This window comes from Desulfovibrio litoralis DSM 11393 (genome assembly GCF_900143255.1).
In the GTDB taxonomy this organism is placed as follows: Bacteria; Desulfobacterota; Desulfovibrionia; order Desulfovibrionales; family Desulfovibrionaceae; genus Frigididesulfovibrio_A; species Frigididesulfovibrio_A litoralis.
Genome location: NZ_FRDI01000004.1, coordinates 167,102 through 182,697 on the forward strand (window position 1 = coordinate 167,102; position 15,596 = coordinate 182,697).

Annotated in this window: 14 protein-coding genes; 1 reads left to right on the forward strand and 13 read right to left on the reverse strand. The window is 36.4% G+C overall.

Annotation, left to right across the window (positions count from 1 at the left end):
• Window positions 1-26: 26 nt before the first annotated feature.
• From BT999_RS05570 to BT999_RS05605, 8 genes are all read right to left on the reverse strand, one after another.
• On the reverse strand, window positions 27-1,781 hold the full coding sequence (locus BT999_RS05570) for a sensor histidine kinase (RefSeq protein ID WP_072696784.1): 1,755 nt from the start codon (window positions 1,779-1,781) through the stop codon (window positions 27-29).
• Window positions 1,774-2,451, reverse strand: a complete 678-nt coding sequence (locus BT999_RS05575; protein WP_072696785.1) for a response regulator — start codon at window positions 2,449-2,451, stop codon at window positions 1,774-1,776. Before BT999_RS05575 ends, BT999_RS05570 begins: the two co-directional genes overlap by 8 nt.
• A gap of 38 nt (window positions 2,452-2,489) precedes the next feature.
• Window positions 2,490-3,356 carry a phosphate ABC transporter permease PstA gene (pstA, locus tag BT999_RS05580; protein ID WP_072696786.1) on the reverse strand — a complete coding sequence of 289 codons (867 nt, stop codon included), beginning with the start codon at window positions 3,354-3,356 and terminating at the stop codon, window positions 2,490-2,492.
• Window positions 3,357-3,365: 9 nt separating this feature from the next.
• Window positions 3,366-4,244, reverse strand: coding sequence for a phosphate ABC transporter permease subunit PstC (gene pstC / locus BT999_RS05585; RefSeq protein WP_072696787.1), 879 nt, complete (start codon window positions 4,242-4,244; stop codon window positions 3,366-3,368).
• Window positions 4,245-4,376: 132 nt separating this feature from the next.
• Entirely contained in the window at window positions 4,377-5,195 is an 819-nt protein-coding gene (locus tag BT999_RS05590; protein WP_072696788.1) for a phosphate ABC transporter substrate-binding protein, read from the reverse strand.
• 353 nt (window positions 5,196-5,548) lie between these two features.
• Window positions 5,549-7,456 carry a 1,4-alpha-glucan branching protein GlgB gene (gene glgB, locus BT999_RS05595; RefSeq protein ID WP_072696789.1) on the reverse strand — a complete coding sequence of 636 codons (1,908 nt, stop codon included), beginning with the start codon at window positions 7,454-7,456 and terminating at the stop codon, window positions 5,549-5,551.
• Complete coding sequence (gene glgA / locus BT999_RS05600) at window positions 7,449-8,936, reverse strand: glycogen synthase GlgA (RefSeq protein WP_072696790.1); 1,488 nt, start codon at window positions 8,934-8,936, stop codon at window positions 7,449-7,451. Before glgA ends, glgB begins: the two co-directional genes overlap by 8 nt.
• Window positions 8,937-9,057: 121 nt before the next feature.
• Complete coding sequence (locus BT999_RS05605) at window positions 9,058-9,534, reverse strand: NUDIX domain-containing protein (RefSeq protein ID WP_072696791.1); 477 nt, start codon at window positions 9,532-9,534, stop codon at window positions 9,058-9,060.
• A 212-nt stretch (window positions 9,535-9,746) separates the two neighbouring features.
• On the opposite strand from BT999_RS05605, the gene BT999_RS05610 reads away from it, so the two are divergent.
• A complete protein-coding gene (locus tag BT999_RS05610; protein WP_072696792.1) occupies window positions 9,747-11,138 on the forward strand; it encodes a sigma-54-dependent transcriptional regulator in 1,392 nt (463 codons plus the stop codon).
• Between the two features lie 381 nt (window positions 11,139-11,519).
• Here BT999_RS05610 and BT999_RS05620 read toward each other — a convergent pair whose 3' ends face one another.
• The 5 genes from BT999_RS05620 to purM form a co-directional block, all read right to left on the reverse strand.
• Window positions 11,520-12,263 carry a hypothetical protein gene (locus BT999_RS05620; protein ID WP_072696794.1) on the reverse strand — a complete coding sequence of 248 codons (744 nt, stop codon included), beginning with the start codon at window positions 12,261-12,263 and terminating at the stop codon, window positions 11,520-11,522.
• A gap of 131 nt (window positions 12,264-12,394) precedes the next feature.
• Window positions 12,395-13,183, reverse strand: a complete 789-nt coding sequence (locus BT999_RS05625; protein WP_072696795.1) for an enoyl-ACP reductase FabI — start codon at window positions 13,181-13,183, stop codon at window positions 12,395-12,397.
• A gap of 60 nt (window positions 13,184-13,243) precedes the next feature.
• Window positions 13,244-14,146, reverse strand: a complete 903-nt coding sequence (locus tag BT999_RS05630) for a phosphoribosylaminoimidazolesuccinocarboxamide synthase (RefSeq protein ID WP_072696796.1) — start codon at window positions 14,144-14,146, stop codon at window positions 13,244-13,246.
• Between the two features lie 17 nt (window positions 14,147-14,163).
• Window positions 14,164-14,463 carry a hypothetical protein gene (locus BT999_RS05635; RefSeq protein WP_072696797.1) on the reverse strand — a complete coding sequence of 100 codons (300 nt, stop codon included), beginning with the start codon at window positions 14,461-14,463 and terminating at the stop codon, window positions 14,164-14,166.
• A 25-nt stretch (window positions 14,464-14,488) separates the two neighbouring features.
• Window positions 14,489-15,565, reverse strand: a complete 1,077-nt coding sequence (gene purM / locus BT999_RS05640) for a phosphoribosylformylglycinamidine cyclo-ligase (protein WP_072696798.1) — start codon at window positions 15,563-15,565, stop codon at window positions 14,489-14,491.
• Window positions 15,566-15,596: the final 31 nt, after the last annotated feature.

The window sequence follows — 15,596 nt, forward strand, 5'->3', positions numbered from 1 at the left end:
AATTTATCTGGTTATTCTTTTGTCGGTTATTCTTGTGTAGGAAGTTTGATATAAAAAGTTGTGTTAGCGAGTTTACTTGGGCTTTCTACCAATATTTCTCCGTTAAACTTTTCGATAATCTGTTTGGTTATGGCTAGACCCAAACCTGTACTTTGATGATGTTTTGATTTTTCTGTTTTATAAAAACGTTCAAAAATTCTGGTTTGTTCTTTTTTAGGAATACCTTCTCCAAAATCAGAAACAGCCAAAACACAATAAGTATCTTCTTTATATATATTAATAAGTATTGACGCATGGTCAGGTGAGTGGCGATAGGCGTTTTCCAATAAGTTCCTAATGGCTTGCACCAATAAATTTTCATTGGCTAAAACGTAACAGGTTGTACTATTTTCCGCCGTCGTTTCTATAATATTTTTTGTTGTTTGAGAGCCTAAAAGTTGTTTGGCATTATTCAAACAATCCATGAATGATACACGTTTAGTTTCAATTGTTTGATTTTTATTTTCAAATTTTGCCAAAACCAATAAGTCTTCGATCAAATTGTTTAAGAATAAACTGTTTTTTATAATTTTTTGGGAAAAACTTTTAATCACATCTTGTTCACATTCATTATGATATAAAGTCTCGGCGTAACCTTTAATTGTAGTTAAAGGAGTTCGCAATTCGTGGGAGACATTGGCAACAAAGTCTTTTTGGGTGCGTTCAAGTTGTAATTTAGTCGTAATATCGTCAATAATAACAATTAATTTTACGAGGTTGGTGGCTTCTTCGGCTGTGTAAAGTTGAATTAAAAGTTGTTTATTATTAAGAGTTTCATAGTTAAAATTAAGGGTAACACTTTGAGTTTGTTTTAACATTTCTTCCCCTGCTGCTTGAAGTTCGGGGAGTGGAATTATTTCAATCAACTGTTTGTTTAAATAGTGTTTGGTTTCGGGAAAAAAGTTGTGTAATTTTGAATTGTGAGCTGTTACGTTGCCATTTTCATCAAGTATGATTATTGCCTCTTGAAGCCCGTCAAAAATACTTTTAAGTTGACTGTTTTGGTTTTGTAAAGTGTGCATATTTTTTTGTATGCCTTTGGCAATAATTCTAACAGCACGAATTAAAGGATAAAACTCAGGTATTTGGATAGAACTGATAGTTTGTTTATAGTTGCCTTCCGAAATATTTAAAATCATAGTTTCTAAGTTTTGCAGGTTCTTTTTTAGTTTGTGTGAGCGAATAAAAAAGAATAAAAAAGTAACTAAAAATGTTATAATAATTAATAAACCCAAAAGTTTAAAATGAGATTCAAGTTTTTCTTGAACGGTTGAAAGAGGAACGGCTAAACGTAAAAAACTGTTATCATAAAGCCTTGTTATTGCATAAATAGTTTCTATTCCGGAAGTAGCACTTGTACGAACAGAGCTTCCAACTCCGTTTTGTTGGGCAAGGATAAATTCCAACCTGTCGCTGTGGTTATCTATTCCTTTTACAGTATTTTCAGGTAAAGAAGAATCAGCAAGCATTTGTCCGTTTTCTCCGATATGAGAAATACGCACATTTGATTCTTGGTTGATTCTTATAAGGTTTTGTTCTTTTAAAAGTTCCGGTGATTGTTTTGTTAAAATACCGAGCAACTTTACTTGGTTTAACGCTTGATCTATTTCTTCTTTTACTAAAGATTTATAAAGCAGGCTATGAAGAGCTGTTAATATACCGATTAGTGCTAGAGTTGACAGTATAATTAACAAAAAAGAAACACTTTGATTTTTAAGTTGATTTTTAATTTTTCTAAACATCTTTTATCCTATATCCTACGCCTCTTACTGTTTCTATAAGTTCTGATTCTTCCAAAAGTTTTTCTCTAAGGCGTTTAATATGTGCATCAATTGTACGACTATATCCGTCAAAGCTATCGCTCCAGGCGGAATTTAAAAGCTGTTCACGACTACGCACCAAACCTTTATGTAACAATAAATCTTGAAGCAAAGAAAATTCCGTTAGGGTTAAATGTATAGGATTATTGTTGATATGTACTTCATGGCTGTCTGTGAAAAGAGAGATATTTCCTGTGCTTAGTTTTGTTTTATCGGTAGATTTGTGATAGTGTGTTAAAATTGAGCGTATTCTTAAAACTAGTTCTCTTGTGCTAAATGGTTTTACAACGTAATCGATTGCTCCAAGTTCAAAACCGATAATCCTGTCAATTTCTTCACCTCTGGCGGTGAGCATAACGATTGGAATATTCTTTGTTTGTTGTTTTGCCTGTAATCTTTTACAAACGGAAAAGCCATCAATTCCGGGTAACATGACATCAAGAATAATAAGATTTGGGTTATGTTTTTGTGCTAAATCAAGACCTTCTTCGCCGGAAGAGGCTTCTAGTACTTTATAATTTTCTTGTTTTAAATTAAAGCTCAAAAGTTCTCTAATGTCTTCTGTGTCTTCAATAATTAATATAGTTTGCATGGCATATCATCTTATTTTTTTATATCAGGTTATTTTTTCTAAACTTTTTGTTGAATGCGGTCTCTTACTATAATCGCTGTTAAATTCATTAATAAGACTAGCCCAAATAATACGAGAGCTGTTCCGTATTGAAGGGGGAGGGTTTTTTCAATTTCAGTACCAGCCGTTGCTAAAACATACATATGAGTAGGCAGGGACATAACGGGACTAAAGATAGATTCAACGCCTTTTGGAGTAAAAAAGACAGTAGCAGTAAACATAATTGCGGCGGTTTCTCCCGTTGCTCTAGCTAAACCAAGAATAGCTCCCGTTAACATTCCCGGCAAGGCAGAAGGTAAAACAGCTCGCCATATTGTTGTACTTTGAGTTGCACCTAAGGCAAAAGAGGCTTCGCGATAAGTAGAGGGAACTTGTCTTAACGCTTCTTCAGAAGTGCTTATAATAACCGGTAGGGTAACAATACTTAATGTTAAAATACCTGAGATTAAAGATATTTGAAGTCCGCAAAAAATTACAAAAAATGATAAACCAAAAAGACCAAAAACAACAGAAGGAACGCCCGCCAAATTGTTTACGCCAAGGCGTATGTATTTAGCAAAACGACTTTTCCCGGCGTATTCATGAAGGTAAACAGCAGAGCAAACACCGAGGGGAAAAGATATTAACAAAGCTCCGCCCGCCAAAAGACTTGTTCCTATAATACAAGGCAAAATACCACCTTCGGTCATAGAATTTTTAGGCGAAGAACTTAAAAACTCCCAAGTGATTGCCGAATATCCGTTTATTGCAATAAAACTACAGATAGCGACTAAAGCGAATAAATTAATAAAAGTAGAAAAACGAAAGATAAAAAAAACGACTTTTTCTTTTAAATAGCGGTATATTTGAAATGTATGAGCTGACATAAGTTGATCCTAAAGCGTTTGTTTATGTTTTTCTGAAATATAATAAGCAACAAAATTAAACAAAAAAGTAAATAAAAACAAAAGTAGGGCGATACAGAATAAAGCTTGATAATGTTCTCCTCTAAAAGGAGCTTCGGCTATTTCTGCGGCAATAATAGCAGGTAAAGGACGAACGGGGTCAAATAAAGAGCTGGGTATAATCCCCGCTCCGCCGGCGACCATCAATACAACCATTGTTTCGCCTATACTTCTTGACATGCCGAGCATAACGGCTGTTGCCAATCCTGAAAATGCGGCGGGTATAGTAACTTTGGTGATAGTTTCAAGCTTTGTTGCTCCTAAAGCGAGAGAGGCCTCTCTTAAAGAACCGGGAACAGCGAATAAAGAATCTTCGGCAACGGAACAAATAGTTGGAACACTCATAAAAGCGAGCATTAACGCCGCATTAAACAAGTTTAACCCCGTATCGAGGTCAAAAGCTTCTTGTAACAAAGGGGCTAATACAACCATACCAAAAAATCCGATTACAACAGAAGGCAGGGCAGCCAAGAGTTCTATAATCGGTTTAATAATTCTTCTAAGTGTGCTTGGTGCAAGCTCTGTTAAGTAAACAGCCGTCATTAAGCCAAGGGGCATTGCGATCAGCGTTGCAACAATCGTAACTGCGAAAGATGCTATAATCATGGGGAATATGCCAAATTCAGGTGGTGTTTCAGCAGGATACCACGCAAAACCCGTTATAAAGTCCCAAATTGGTATCTTTGTAAACAAAGGAATACCTTCAATAAATAAAAATAAAACAATCAGTAAAAGAAAAAACAAAGAACAAGCGGCTAAAAAAGCTAAGATTATTTTTATAAGTTGTTCTTTTTTTGAAGCTAGAGACATGTGGTTTGATTCCTTAATATACTTACTTTATTTTAGAAGCGTTTAAAATAAGTCATGTTCTTACTGTTTACCTACAAATAGATAGGATAAACAGTAAGAACTTTTATTTGTTATAAAGAGAGCTTTTATAGCTTATTTAACAGGAATAAAGCCAACTTCTTTAACGATTTTTTGTCCTTTTTGTGGGTCAAACATAAAGTCAATAAAAGCTTTTACGCTATCTTTAGGTTCGCCATCAGTAAAGAGGTAAAGTTCACGAGAAATAGGCCATTTTTTTTCTAATACAGATGAAGCAGATGCTTCTACATCATTAACTGTTAACGCTTTGATATTTTTGTTTAAATAACCAAAACCAACATAACCAATCGCACGCTTGTTTTTAGTAATACTTGTTACAACAGCACCGCTTGAAGCTTGTAATAACGCAGCCGGAGACACTTTTTCTTTGTGCATTACAAGTTCTGCCCAGCTTTCATAAGTGCCTGATGAGGTATCACGAGAAGTAACAACTATTTTTCCGTCAACTCCACCGAGGTCTTTCCAGTTAGTAATTCTACCTGAATAAATGTCTCTTAACTGTTCAATGCTAACGCTTTTCACGGGGTTGCTAGGGTGTACGATTGGTACAATAGCGTCCCAGGCAACGGCGAAACGAGTAGGGGTAACGCCTCTTTTTTTAGCGTCTTCAATCTCTGTACTTTTTATATCACGAGAAGACATAGCAATATCACAAAGCTTTTCATTTAAAGCTTTTATTCCGTTACCTGATCCGCCACCAGAGATTGACACGGTAACAGATGGGTTGTTTTTCATAAAAACTTCACCGGCTTTTTGAATAACAGGTAATACAGTTGTAGAACCATTTATTTTTACTTCATTAGAACTGGCGAATGCGGTAGAAGAAAAAACAATAGAAAGTAAAGTTAAACATGAAACGAGTATGTTTTTCATAAAAACTCCTTTAAAAATCAATTTGTTAGGGTGATGTTTGACTGTTGACTTGGAAAATTTCTATATACTTTTTATTAATATATATCTTTTTTCTTCAGTTAAAGACCATTGCAAAACTTAGTTTTGCGTGCTTTTTTCATCGTTTTATGCTCCGTATACACATCGCAGAAAACATTTTAAGTCATAAAAATCACTAATTTTACAGGGAAATGAAATTTTCCTTATCCGTGATTTTGGAAATGCCTTTCTGAATAAAGCCACCATGAGAATATTATGCAATAATCTCGGTTAAGATTTTTATAAGGTTTAAATATGACGATTGTGTTACGAAAAAGTTTTATTTGTGTAATATTTTAATCTATAGGCACTAAACATACCGCACCCAAAGGCGGAAGGGTGAGTGCTATTCTGTGCCCTGCATAATAATCAAAGGCGTTAATTGGGTTGGGGTTCGTTACATTACTGCCGTCATAACGTTCATGGTCGGAGTTGAAAATTTCTTGCCACCTGCCGCCGTGGGGGCAGTTAACATGATAATTATAACGCACAATCGGAGTAAAGTTAAAGACCCAAAGCAAAGGTTTTGCGTTATTTGTGTTACGAGAAAAACTATAAATAGAATTGTTATGATCAGAAAAATCCATCCAACTAAAGCCACTCCAATCATAATCGTGTTGATACATTGCGGGTTCTGAACGCAATACGGCGTTTAAATCTTTTATAAGGGTATGAAACCCTCTATGGCTTTTAAAATCAAATAAAACCCAATCTAGTTCACCTTCTGAGTTCCATTCGTTCCATTGCCCCAGTTCCGACCCCATAAATAAAAGTTTTTTCCCCGGGTGAGCCCACATATAGGCATAAAGCAGGCGTAAATTAGCTTGTTTTTGCCAAATATCACCGGGCATTTTTGATAATAAAGCCCCTTTACCATGCACCACTTCATCATGCGAAAGTGGAAGCAAAAAGTTTTCACTAAAGGCATAAAGCATAGAAAAAGTTAATGAATTATGATTATGTGAGCGATAAATAGGGTCTAGTTGCATGTATTTTAAACTATCATGCATCCACCCCATATTCCATTTATAGGTAAAACCTAAACCGCCTGTGTAGGTTGGCCTGGAAACCCCCGCCCAGTCTGTCGACTCTTCTGCCATTGTAACGGCCCCGGGGTGTTCTTGGTGTATGGCTGTATTTAATTCTCTGATGAAATCAATAGCCTCTAGGTTTTCACGCCCACCATATTTGTTGGGAATCCATTCATTTTCTTTGCGTGAATAATCAAGATAAAGCATAGAAGCGACCGCATCAATGCGCAGGCCGTCAATATGAAATTCTTTTAACCAATAAAGAGCGTTAGACAAAAGAAAGTTTTTAACTTCATTTCGCCCATAGTTAAAGATATAAGTTCCCCAGTCGGGGTGTTCACCTTTTTTAGGGTCTAAATGTTCATAAAGGGCTGTTCCGTCAAAACGCCCAAGCCCCCAAGAATCTTTAGGAAAGTGAGCAGGAACCCAGTCTAACAATACACCTAATTCGTTTTGATGACAAAGGTCGATAAATTCTTTTAAGTCTTCGGGTGTTCCAAAGCGAGAAGAGGGGGCAAAATAATGCCCTGTTTGATAGCCCCACGATTGGTCAAGAGGGTGTTCTGCCAGTGGTAAAAATTCAATATGTGTAAATCCTAAATCTTTTACATAAGGAATAAGGCTGTGAGCTAATTCTTTAAACGATAAAAAAGGGTGTAAACCTTGTTTTGGGCGTCGCCAAGAACCGGCGTGGACTTCATAAATAGAAATGGGCTTGTTTAATTGAATGCCATTTTTTTCACGCTGGTTTAGCCAGTTTTGATCGTTCCATTTATAGTTATCTAAATCCCAAGTGATGCCTGATACTCCGGGGCGTAATTCGGCGAAGAGGGCATAAGGGTCGGCTTTATAATTAACGTTTCCTGCTTGGTCTGTTATTGAAAATTTATAAAGCTGGCTTTTTTTGATGTTTGGTAAAAAAGCTGCCCAGATACCGGAAGAACCCACAGGATATAAGGGTAATTCCGCATGATTCCAGTTATTAAACTCGCCTGTAAGATGAACTGCTCTGGCATTTGGAGCCCAGACCGCAAAACGATAACCTTTGAGCCCATCTTGTTCACAGGGGTGAGCTCCTAATAATTTATACAAATCCCAATGTTTGCCTTCTCCAAAAAGGTAAAGATCAAAAGGTTCAAAATATACCGGTCTTGTGGAATTTGCTTTAATCATTTGTGTTATTGCCTATGTTTTCAGGAAGTTGTTGTCCGAGTTTTCGGTAGATATTGATATATTCCATACAAGACTTATTCCAAGTAAAAGCTTGAGCCATTGCCCGTTGTTTGATTGCCTCCCAGCTTGTTTGATCGTTGGAATATAAATCTACGGCTTGTTTGATGGCGGTTAAAAATTGTTGAGCGTCGCTTTCTAAAAATGTAAAACCGGTGGAGTTATGTGCCGGAAATGGTATTATTGTATCTCTTAAACCGCCCCTCGCCGTAGCAACAGGTGGAGTACCGAATTTTAAAGCATACATTTGCGTTAAACCACAAGGTTCATAACGAGAAGGCATTAAAAAAATATCCGAGGCTGCGTGAATGCGGTGAGCTAACTCTTCGGTATAATTTAGTATAGCAACCACTTTTCCGGGGTAAGTTTCCATCAAGTTGGCGGCATCAGCTTCATATTTTAAGTTACCTTCGCCTAAAATAACTATTCCTACGTCTAGTTTCATTAATTCAGGTATAATATCAAGTAATAAGTCAATGCCTTTTTGACCTCTTAAACGCCCGATAAAACCAAGAATAGGGCGATTTTCAAATTTAGGAGACATGCCTAGATCTTTAATCAATAATTTTTTACAGTTTTCTTTTCCTTTAAGGTTTTCGCTGTCATAACTGCAAGGTATAAAATTATCTTGATTAGGGTTCCAAATATTATAGTCTGCACCATTTAAGATACCGTATAAATTACGTTCTCTTTGACGCAAAATACCGTCTAATCCACAACCAAACTGTTCGGTTAAAATCTCGCGTGCGTAACTTGGGCTTACGGTTGTAATGCTGTCGGCATAAGCGATTCCCGCTTTAAGGAAATTGAAATCACCATAAAACTCAACTCCGTGCGGCCCCCATGCTTCCATAGGAAGGCCGCTTGTAAAAAATAATCTTGAAGCGAAACGGCCTTGAAAGGCTAAATTATGGATAGTCAGTATGCTTTTAGTCTCTTGCCAAAAGGGGTCTGTTTGTCGCCAAAAGTTTAAATAAGCCGGAATTAACGCACTTTGCCAATCATGAGCATGAATAATGGCAGGAGCAGAACCAAGACGTTTAATAACTTCAAGTACGGCTCTTGAAAAAAAGATAAATCTTTCTGCGTTATCAAAATAATCGCCTTTCACCGGGTCATTATAATAATGACGCCGATCATAATATTCACTACGTGCAATAAAATAGATCGGCAAACCATGATAATCGGCAAGATATACGTCGCAGGTAATCGGATCCCAGGGGTAGCCCACATGACAATCAGAAAGAATAAGCCTTAGTTGATAGTTTGGGGTTCGCAGGCGACCATAAAGCGGAGTAAATACTGCAACAGGAACACCAAGTTTATGTAAGGCAAGAGGCAACGCACCGAGAACATCGCCAAGACCGCCTGATTTAGAAAAAGGATATATCTCTGATGTAGTAAAAATGACTCTATTTTGCATTCTCTACTCCCCATTTAAGATATTATGTTTAAATATACAATAAGCTTAAAATAAAATAATATCTATACTTTCTTTGTATTAATTTTTGTTTATCAAGATTTTAGCGTCTATATTATAACTGTTAGTTTATAAAGTTAATAAAGTCAAAGAGGATTTTTTTATGATCAAAAGCCAAGTTTTGAGGCAGGTCTTTTACGCTGAAAAACGTGGCTGTTTTGGCATCATCTGCGGCTATGATTTTTAGTTCTTTATTTAGTTTTATATAATACACAATACTGACTGTATGTTGTCTTGGGTCTCTTTTGGGGTCGGAATAGACTCCGAAAAGAGTTAGATTTTTATTTATGTGTTGTTTTGTATTATTGTTATTTATATCAATGCCCGTTTCTTCTTTAAGTTCCCTAAGTGCGGCGTGTTCCGTTGTTTCGCCATAATCGACGAAACCACCGGGAATAGCCAAGCCGTGTGGAGGGTTTATTCTTTCTATCAATAATATTTTTTGATCAAGGGTATATACGATAATATCAACGGTTAATGCCGGATTTTTATATTCTTGCAAAACGCTGTTACATTTAGGACAAAAAATTTTATTGTTCATAGTTTTTTCTTTATATTGTTAGAGTTTTTTTTTATTATAAATGATAATATCTGAACATTCAATAAGTTAATTAAAAAAAACTTTGTTTTAAAATAAAATTTTCATATTGTTCTTGTGCTTTGCAATAAAAGAGAATTTGTGTATACTGTAAGTGTTCGTAGATTGGGTTTAAAACCTGATTGTTTTGTTAAATTATATATTAGTGGATAGTTATGAAAGAAAGTTCCCCAACCTTGCCTCATATTCTTATTATTGATGACGAAAAAAATTATTTGCTTGTTCTTGAAGCGATGTTGTCTGATGCCGGTTATCAGGTTACAGCTTTAAACGACCCCGAAACGGCTTTGGCTTTTATAGAAGATTCTGAGATTGATATTATTCTTACTGATATGAAAATGCCAAAAATTACTGGTCGAGATATTTTGTTGTTTGTAAAAAAGAACTTTTCTCATATTCCTGTTTTGGTAATGACGGCGTTTGGCAGTATTGAGAGTGCTGTTGAACTTATGAAAGAGGGAGCTTTTGATTATATTACCAAACCTTTTTCAAATGATGAATTAATGGTTTCCGTGAAAAATGCTGTCGCTTTATCTACGGCACAACGTCGCTATCAACTTTTACATGATAATCTTGAAGAGCGTTATTCTCTTCATCATATTATTGGTAAAAGTCGGGCTATGCAAAACGTTATGGACTTAGTTTCAAGGGCGGCGCCGAGTCGCTCCACTGTTTTAATCACAGGTGAATCAGGAACCGGAAAAGAGCTAGTTGCCAGAGCGATTCATTTTGCCTCTTCTCGCAAAGATGGTCCTTTTATTGCTGTAAACTGTATGGCATTAAACAGCGGAGTTTTGGAAAGTGAACTTTTTGGACACGAAAAGGGTTCTTTTACCGGAGCGGTTGCCTTAAGACGTGGTCGTTTTGAGCTTGGACACGGTGGAACTTTGTTTTTAGATGAAATAGGCGAGCTTTCGCTTGAACTTCAGGTTAAACTATTAAGAGTTTTACAAGAACGCAAATTTGAACGTGTTGGCGGAACCGAAGAAATAGAAGTGGATATTCGTATTGTTGCGGCGACTAACCTTGATTTATTAAAAGAAGTAGAAAACGGAACTTTTAGAGAAGATTTATATTATCGCTTAAACGTTGTACAAATTCACCTTCCGCCTTTAAGAGAAAGAAGAGAAGATATTCCTTTATTGGTAAAATATTTTATTGATAAATATAGTCAGGAAAATGTGTCTTTGGTTAAAACTTTTACTGCTGCGGCTTTAGACGCCTTAACCGCTTACGATTGGCCGGGAAATATTAGACAACTTGAAAATGTAATTGAGCGTTGTTTGGTTATGGCGAGTTCTGAAGTTGTTGATGTGAGTGATCTTCCCTCAGAATTATCAGACGAAGAAGCCAAGTTGAAAAATGTTATTGACCTTTTACCTGTTGAACTTGATCTGGCGGCGACTTTAGATTTATTAGAGGCGGCCTTGATACGTCGAGCTTTAGTTCGGGCTGATTTTGTTCAGGCAAGAGCGGCCGAGATTCTTGGAACTTCTCGCAGTAACTTTCAGCATAAACTGAAAAAATATGGTATTACCGGTCATTAAATAAAGACCATTGCCAAACGCTGTTTTGCGTACTTTTGTCATCGTTTTATTCTCTGTATGCAGATAGCATAAAACGTCTTTAGTCACAAAACCCACTAATTTTACAGGAAAATTAAATTTACCTTTGTTTCTGGGTATACCCCGAAGCCCCCCCAAAAAAAAGCTTTAAGGTCCACTGGCAGGTAAAGCCCGCCTAGTTCCTTTGTTTCGGGGGAATACCCCCGAAGACCCCCAAGTCCACTGGCAGGCAAAGCCCGCCTAGTGTCCTTATTCGTGGTTTTTGGAGTGTCTTTTTGACGAAAGCCACTGTCGGAAGCCACTGTGAGCCTATTGTGCAATAGTCTCAAATAAAAATTTTTGAGTTCTGCTATGTTGTAGATATTACTCAGAACTTTTATTTGTAATATCTTTGATCTGACTTTGGGGCAGGGCTTTTAAGCTTTGGCTTGTACTGATTATTTCTATTTGTTGTTGCCCTTCGAAAGAGGGTGGCAATATCGCTTGTGTTTTTTTATCAACAATAATGACACCTGTTTTTTCAAAAATTTCTTGTCTGAATGCGTATTCCGCCTGCAATTTATTGTTTTTGTATTTAAAAACCGCAAGCAATATGGCAATTATAATACTAAATAATACCACTCCGCCAATTAAATATGGAATATATGGCATAAAACTGTGGATTACTGAACTAACAATAGAAACCGCACCATCAATGGTAAAAATTGTGATGCTTAATGCCAATAAGCTGATTATAGTAGCAATAAACGGGGCGTTTTTTATAAAGGCGTATACAGGTTGCCAACGTTTTGGGATTTTTTGTTCCCATTCAACTTTTTTAGTACTTTCTTCGGTGTCGCCATCTTCTTTATCAGCTTGTTTAGCTATATACACAATGCTGAGAATAAGAGCCGGGCTTATCAACATACTCACCAACCAACCAACCCAAGGAAAGCTGATGTCAAAAGAGGCGTTCCCCTGACGTGGTGGGGTTGTAATTAGGGCGTAACAAAGGGCGATTATAGTTATAAAAAATGCTAAGACAAAAATAGCGATTATGGCATGGAACCACAAATCTTTTATTTTAATATAGTTGTCTTTAGTTTCTTTTGATGATTCTTTATTCATTTTAGGCTCTTATTAAGTGCGTGGGGTATGTATAAGTTAAAACCACTGTAAAATATATTTTGAGTCATTTTACAGTGGTTTAAATATTTTATTGTTATATTATTGAGTTGGTAAATATAACGCTTATCTGTTTATTCTTCGTCTTTCTTTTCTATTTGAATGCCTGAGCGATGATAACCGGCATCAACAAATAAAACTTCGCCTGTTACTGATTTTGATAAATCACTTGCCAAATAAACGGCAGTATTACCAACATCTTCGATAGTTACGTTACGTTTTAGCGGAGTAAACTTTTCCATATGATTAAGAATAAGAGCTATTCCGCCAATGCCTGAGGCGGCTAAGGTTCTGATTGGACCGGCACTAATAGCGTTAATTCTAATATCTTTTTCACCTAAATCATAAGATAGATAGCCAACACAAGCCTCTAAAGCGGCTTTTGCAACACCCATTACATTATAATGAGTAATAATTTTTTGAGCTCCATAATAAGATAAAGTCATAACGGAACTTCCGGGGTTCATAATCTCTTCAAACGCTTTACAAAGAGCAACCAAAGAATAAGACGAAATATCAAGAGCTGTGGCGTAACCTGCTCTATTTGTATCGATAAAACGCCCTTGAAGGTCTTCTCTGTTGGCAAAAGCAACAGCATGAACTAAAACATCAATATTTCCCCAGTGTTTTTTTACAATTTCCGCACTGTTTGTAATTTCGCTATCTTGGCTAACATCACAAGGAAAAATAAGATCAGCTCCCAATTCTTTGGCGATTGGTTCAACTCTTTTTTTGATAGCGTCATTAGGATAAGATAAAGCGATTGAGGCTCCGTTATCTTTAAAAGCTTTAGCGATACCGTAGGCTATGCTTTTGTTGTTTGCCACGCCAAAAATAACGGCTTTTTTGTCTTTTAGTAGCATGATTACTCCTGTATCTGTTGTCTTAACAATTGTTAAAATTTATTCTTAAAATATTTTTAGTTAATTTGGTAGATTGATGCTTTGTCCGGTTAGCATTGAGTATGCTTCAAGATATTTTTTTTGTGTTTCTTTGATTACGTTTTCAGGAAGTTCGGGGGGAGGCGGAGTGAAATTCCATTTTTGAGTTTTTAACCAATCTCTTAAATATTGTTTATCAAAACTTGCCTGACCTTTGCCCGGCACATAATCTTTTTTTGACCAAAAGCGAGAAGAATCAGGGGTTAATACTTCATCAATCAGAATAAGTTTATTGTTTAAAAGACCAAATTCAAACTTTGTGTCGGCGATAATAAGCCCTTTTGTTTCTGCATATTCTCTGGCTGTGCTGAACATTTCGAGGGTAGTTGCTTTAACCTTTTCAAAAAGTTCTTTGCCCAAACTATTCTCAGCTTCTTTTTCTGTAATGTTTAGGTCGTGTTCTCCGAGTTCTGCTTTTGTGGAAGGGGTAAAAATCGGTTTTTCAAGTTTGTCTGATTCATTTAACATTTTTGGGAGATTATGTCCACATATTTGCCCTGTTTTTTGATAATCTGACCACCCTGATCCGGTGATGTGTCCTCGCACGATACATTCTATTGGCAAAGGTTTTGCTCTTTTTACCAAAACCGAACGTCCTTCGAGAATATCGCTATAATTTTTTAATTTATCGGGAAAATATTTAACATCGCTTTCTATCAGGTGGTTTTCTATAAGATTTTTAAATCTTTCCATCCAAAATAAAGTAATTTGGTTAAGAATAACCCCTTTATAGGGAATAGGTTTGCTCATGATAACATCAAAAGCAGACATGCGGTCTGTTGTGATCATGAGCAGGGTATTTGAGTCTATTTCGTAAATATCTCTAACTTTTCCGCGAGATAAAAGAGGATATTCTTTAATTTGGGTTTCGGTAACGACTTTCACAATAACTCCTTATGAGCTTAATCGCTTATATTTGGGTTGTTAACCCAGTTACTCAATATTTCAATAATTTTTTTTGCTTGGTCTTGGCTAGAGATAGAAAACTTTGACTGGAGCTTATAATCTCCGTTTAGCTTGCGATAACGTCTGATTGCATAGCGATCAGGGCCATAATCGTTAGTTTCTTTATTCCACTGTTGATAACGATGGATCACGGTTGCCCATGCCCCTTTTGTTAAAATTGCTTTATCTATTTCTTTAATAACAAGGACGCCGTCTTCTTCGTAATCCATAGTGAGTTCATCAACAGTAGCTGCCATATTTTTATCCCGATACTTTAGTTTTTTATTTGTTTTCGTCTAGAAAGTTAACAGTTATTTGCTCTTCGCTTTTTTCTGAATGTAGTTGAATTTTGCCAATTTCCCAAGCCGTTTGGTTTAGCATTTTTAAACGGTTTAAAATGTCGTCTTTGATTTCTTGGTCAACAACCAAAATATAACCAATTCCGCAGTTGAAAATTTGTAACATTTCTGCCCAATCTAAGTTTCCTTGTTTTTTTAGCCAAGAAAAGACTGGTGGAATATCCCATGATGGAAAGTTTATTTCTGCTTTTAACTGGTTTGGCAACACTCTTGGAATATTGTCATAAAATCCGCCACCGGTAATATGAACCATACCTTTTATATCGAGGTCTCTGGTTAAACTGCGAATTACTTCAGTATAAATAATTGTGGGTTGTAATAATACTTCTTTAATCGGACGTGTTTCGCCTTCGATAATATCTTCGGGTTTTAAACCGCTTTCGTTATATATTTTTCTTGCCAGAGAATAACCGTTTGAGTGGAGTCCGCTTGAAGAAAGACCAATAATGGCATCGCCGACTTTGATGCTTGAGCCGTCAACGATTTTATTGTTGTTTACTATTCCGACACAAAAACCGGCAAGGTCATATTCGCCTTCTTTATACATAGTTGGCATTTCGGCAGTTTCGCCGCCTAATAAAGCACAGCCGGCTTGTTTGCAACCTTCGGCTATTCCTTTTATAACAGATTCTGCCGTATCAATGTTTAATTTTCCTGTTGCAAAATAATCAAGGAAAAATAAAGGCTTTGCACCTTGTACAAGAATATCGTTAACACTCATTGCCACAAGGTCTATTCCTATGGTATTATGATAATTAAAGAGGAAGGCAAGCTTTAGCTTTGTTCCTACTCCGTCGGTTGATGAGACTAAAACCGGGTCGTCAAGCCCTGAGAGTTCAGGTTTAAACAGCCCGCCAAATCCGCCTATATCAGATAGTACGCCGTTTGTTTTTGTTTCAGACACTATATTTTTTATGCGAGAAACCAAAGAATTACCGGCATCAATATTGACCCCTGAGTCTGTATACGCTTTGGCTCTTTCAGTTGCATTTTTAGACATTTTTTCTCCGCTGTGGTTCAGTATTAACGTT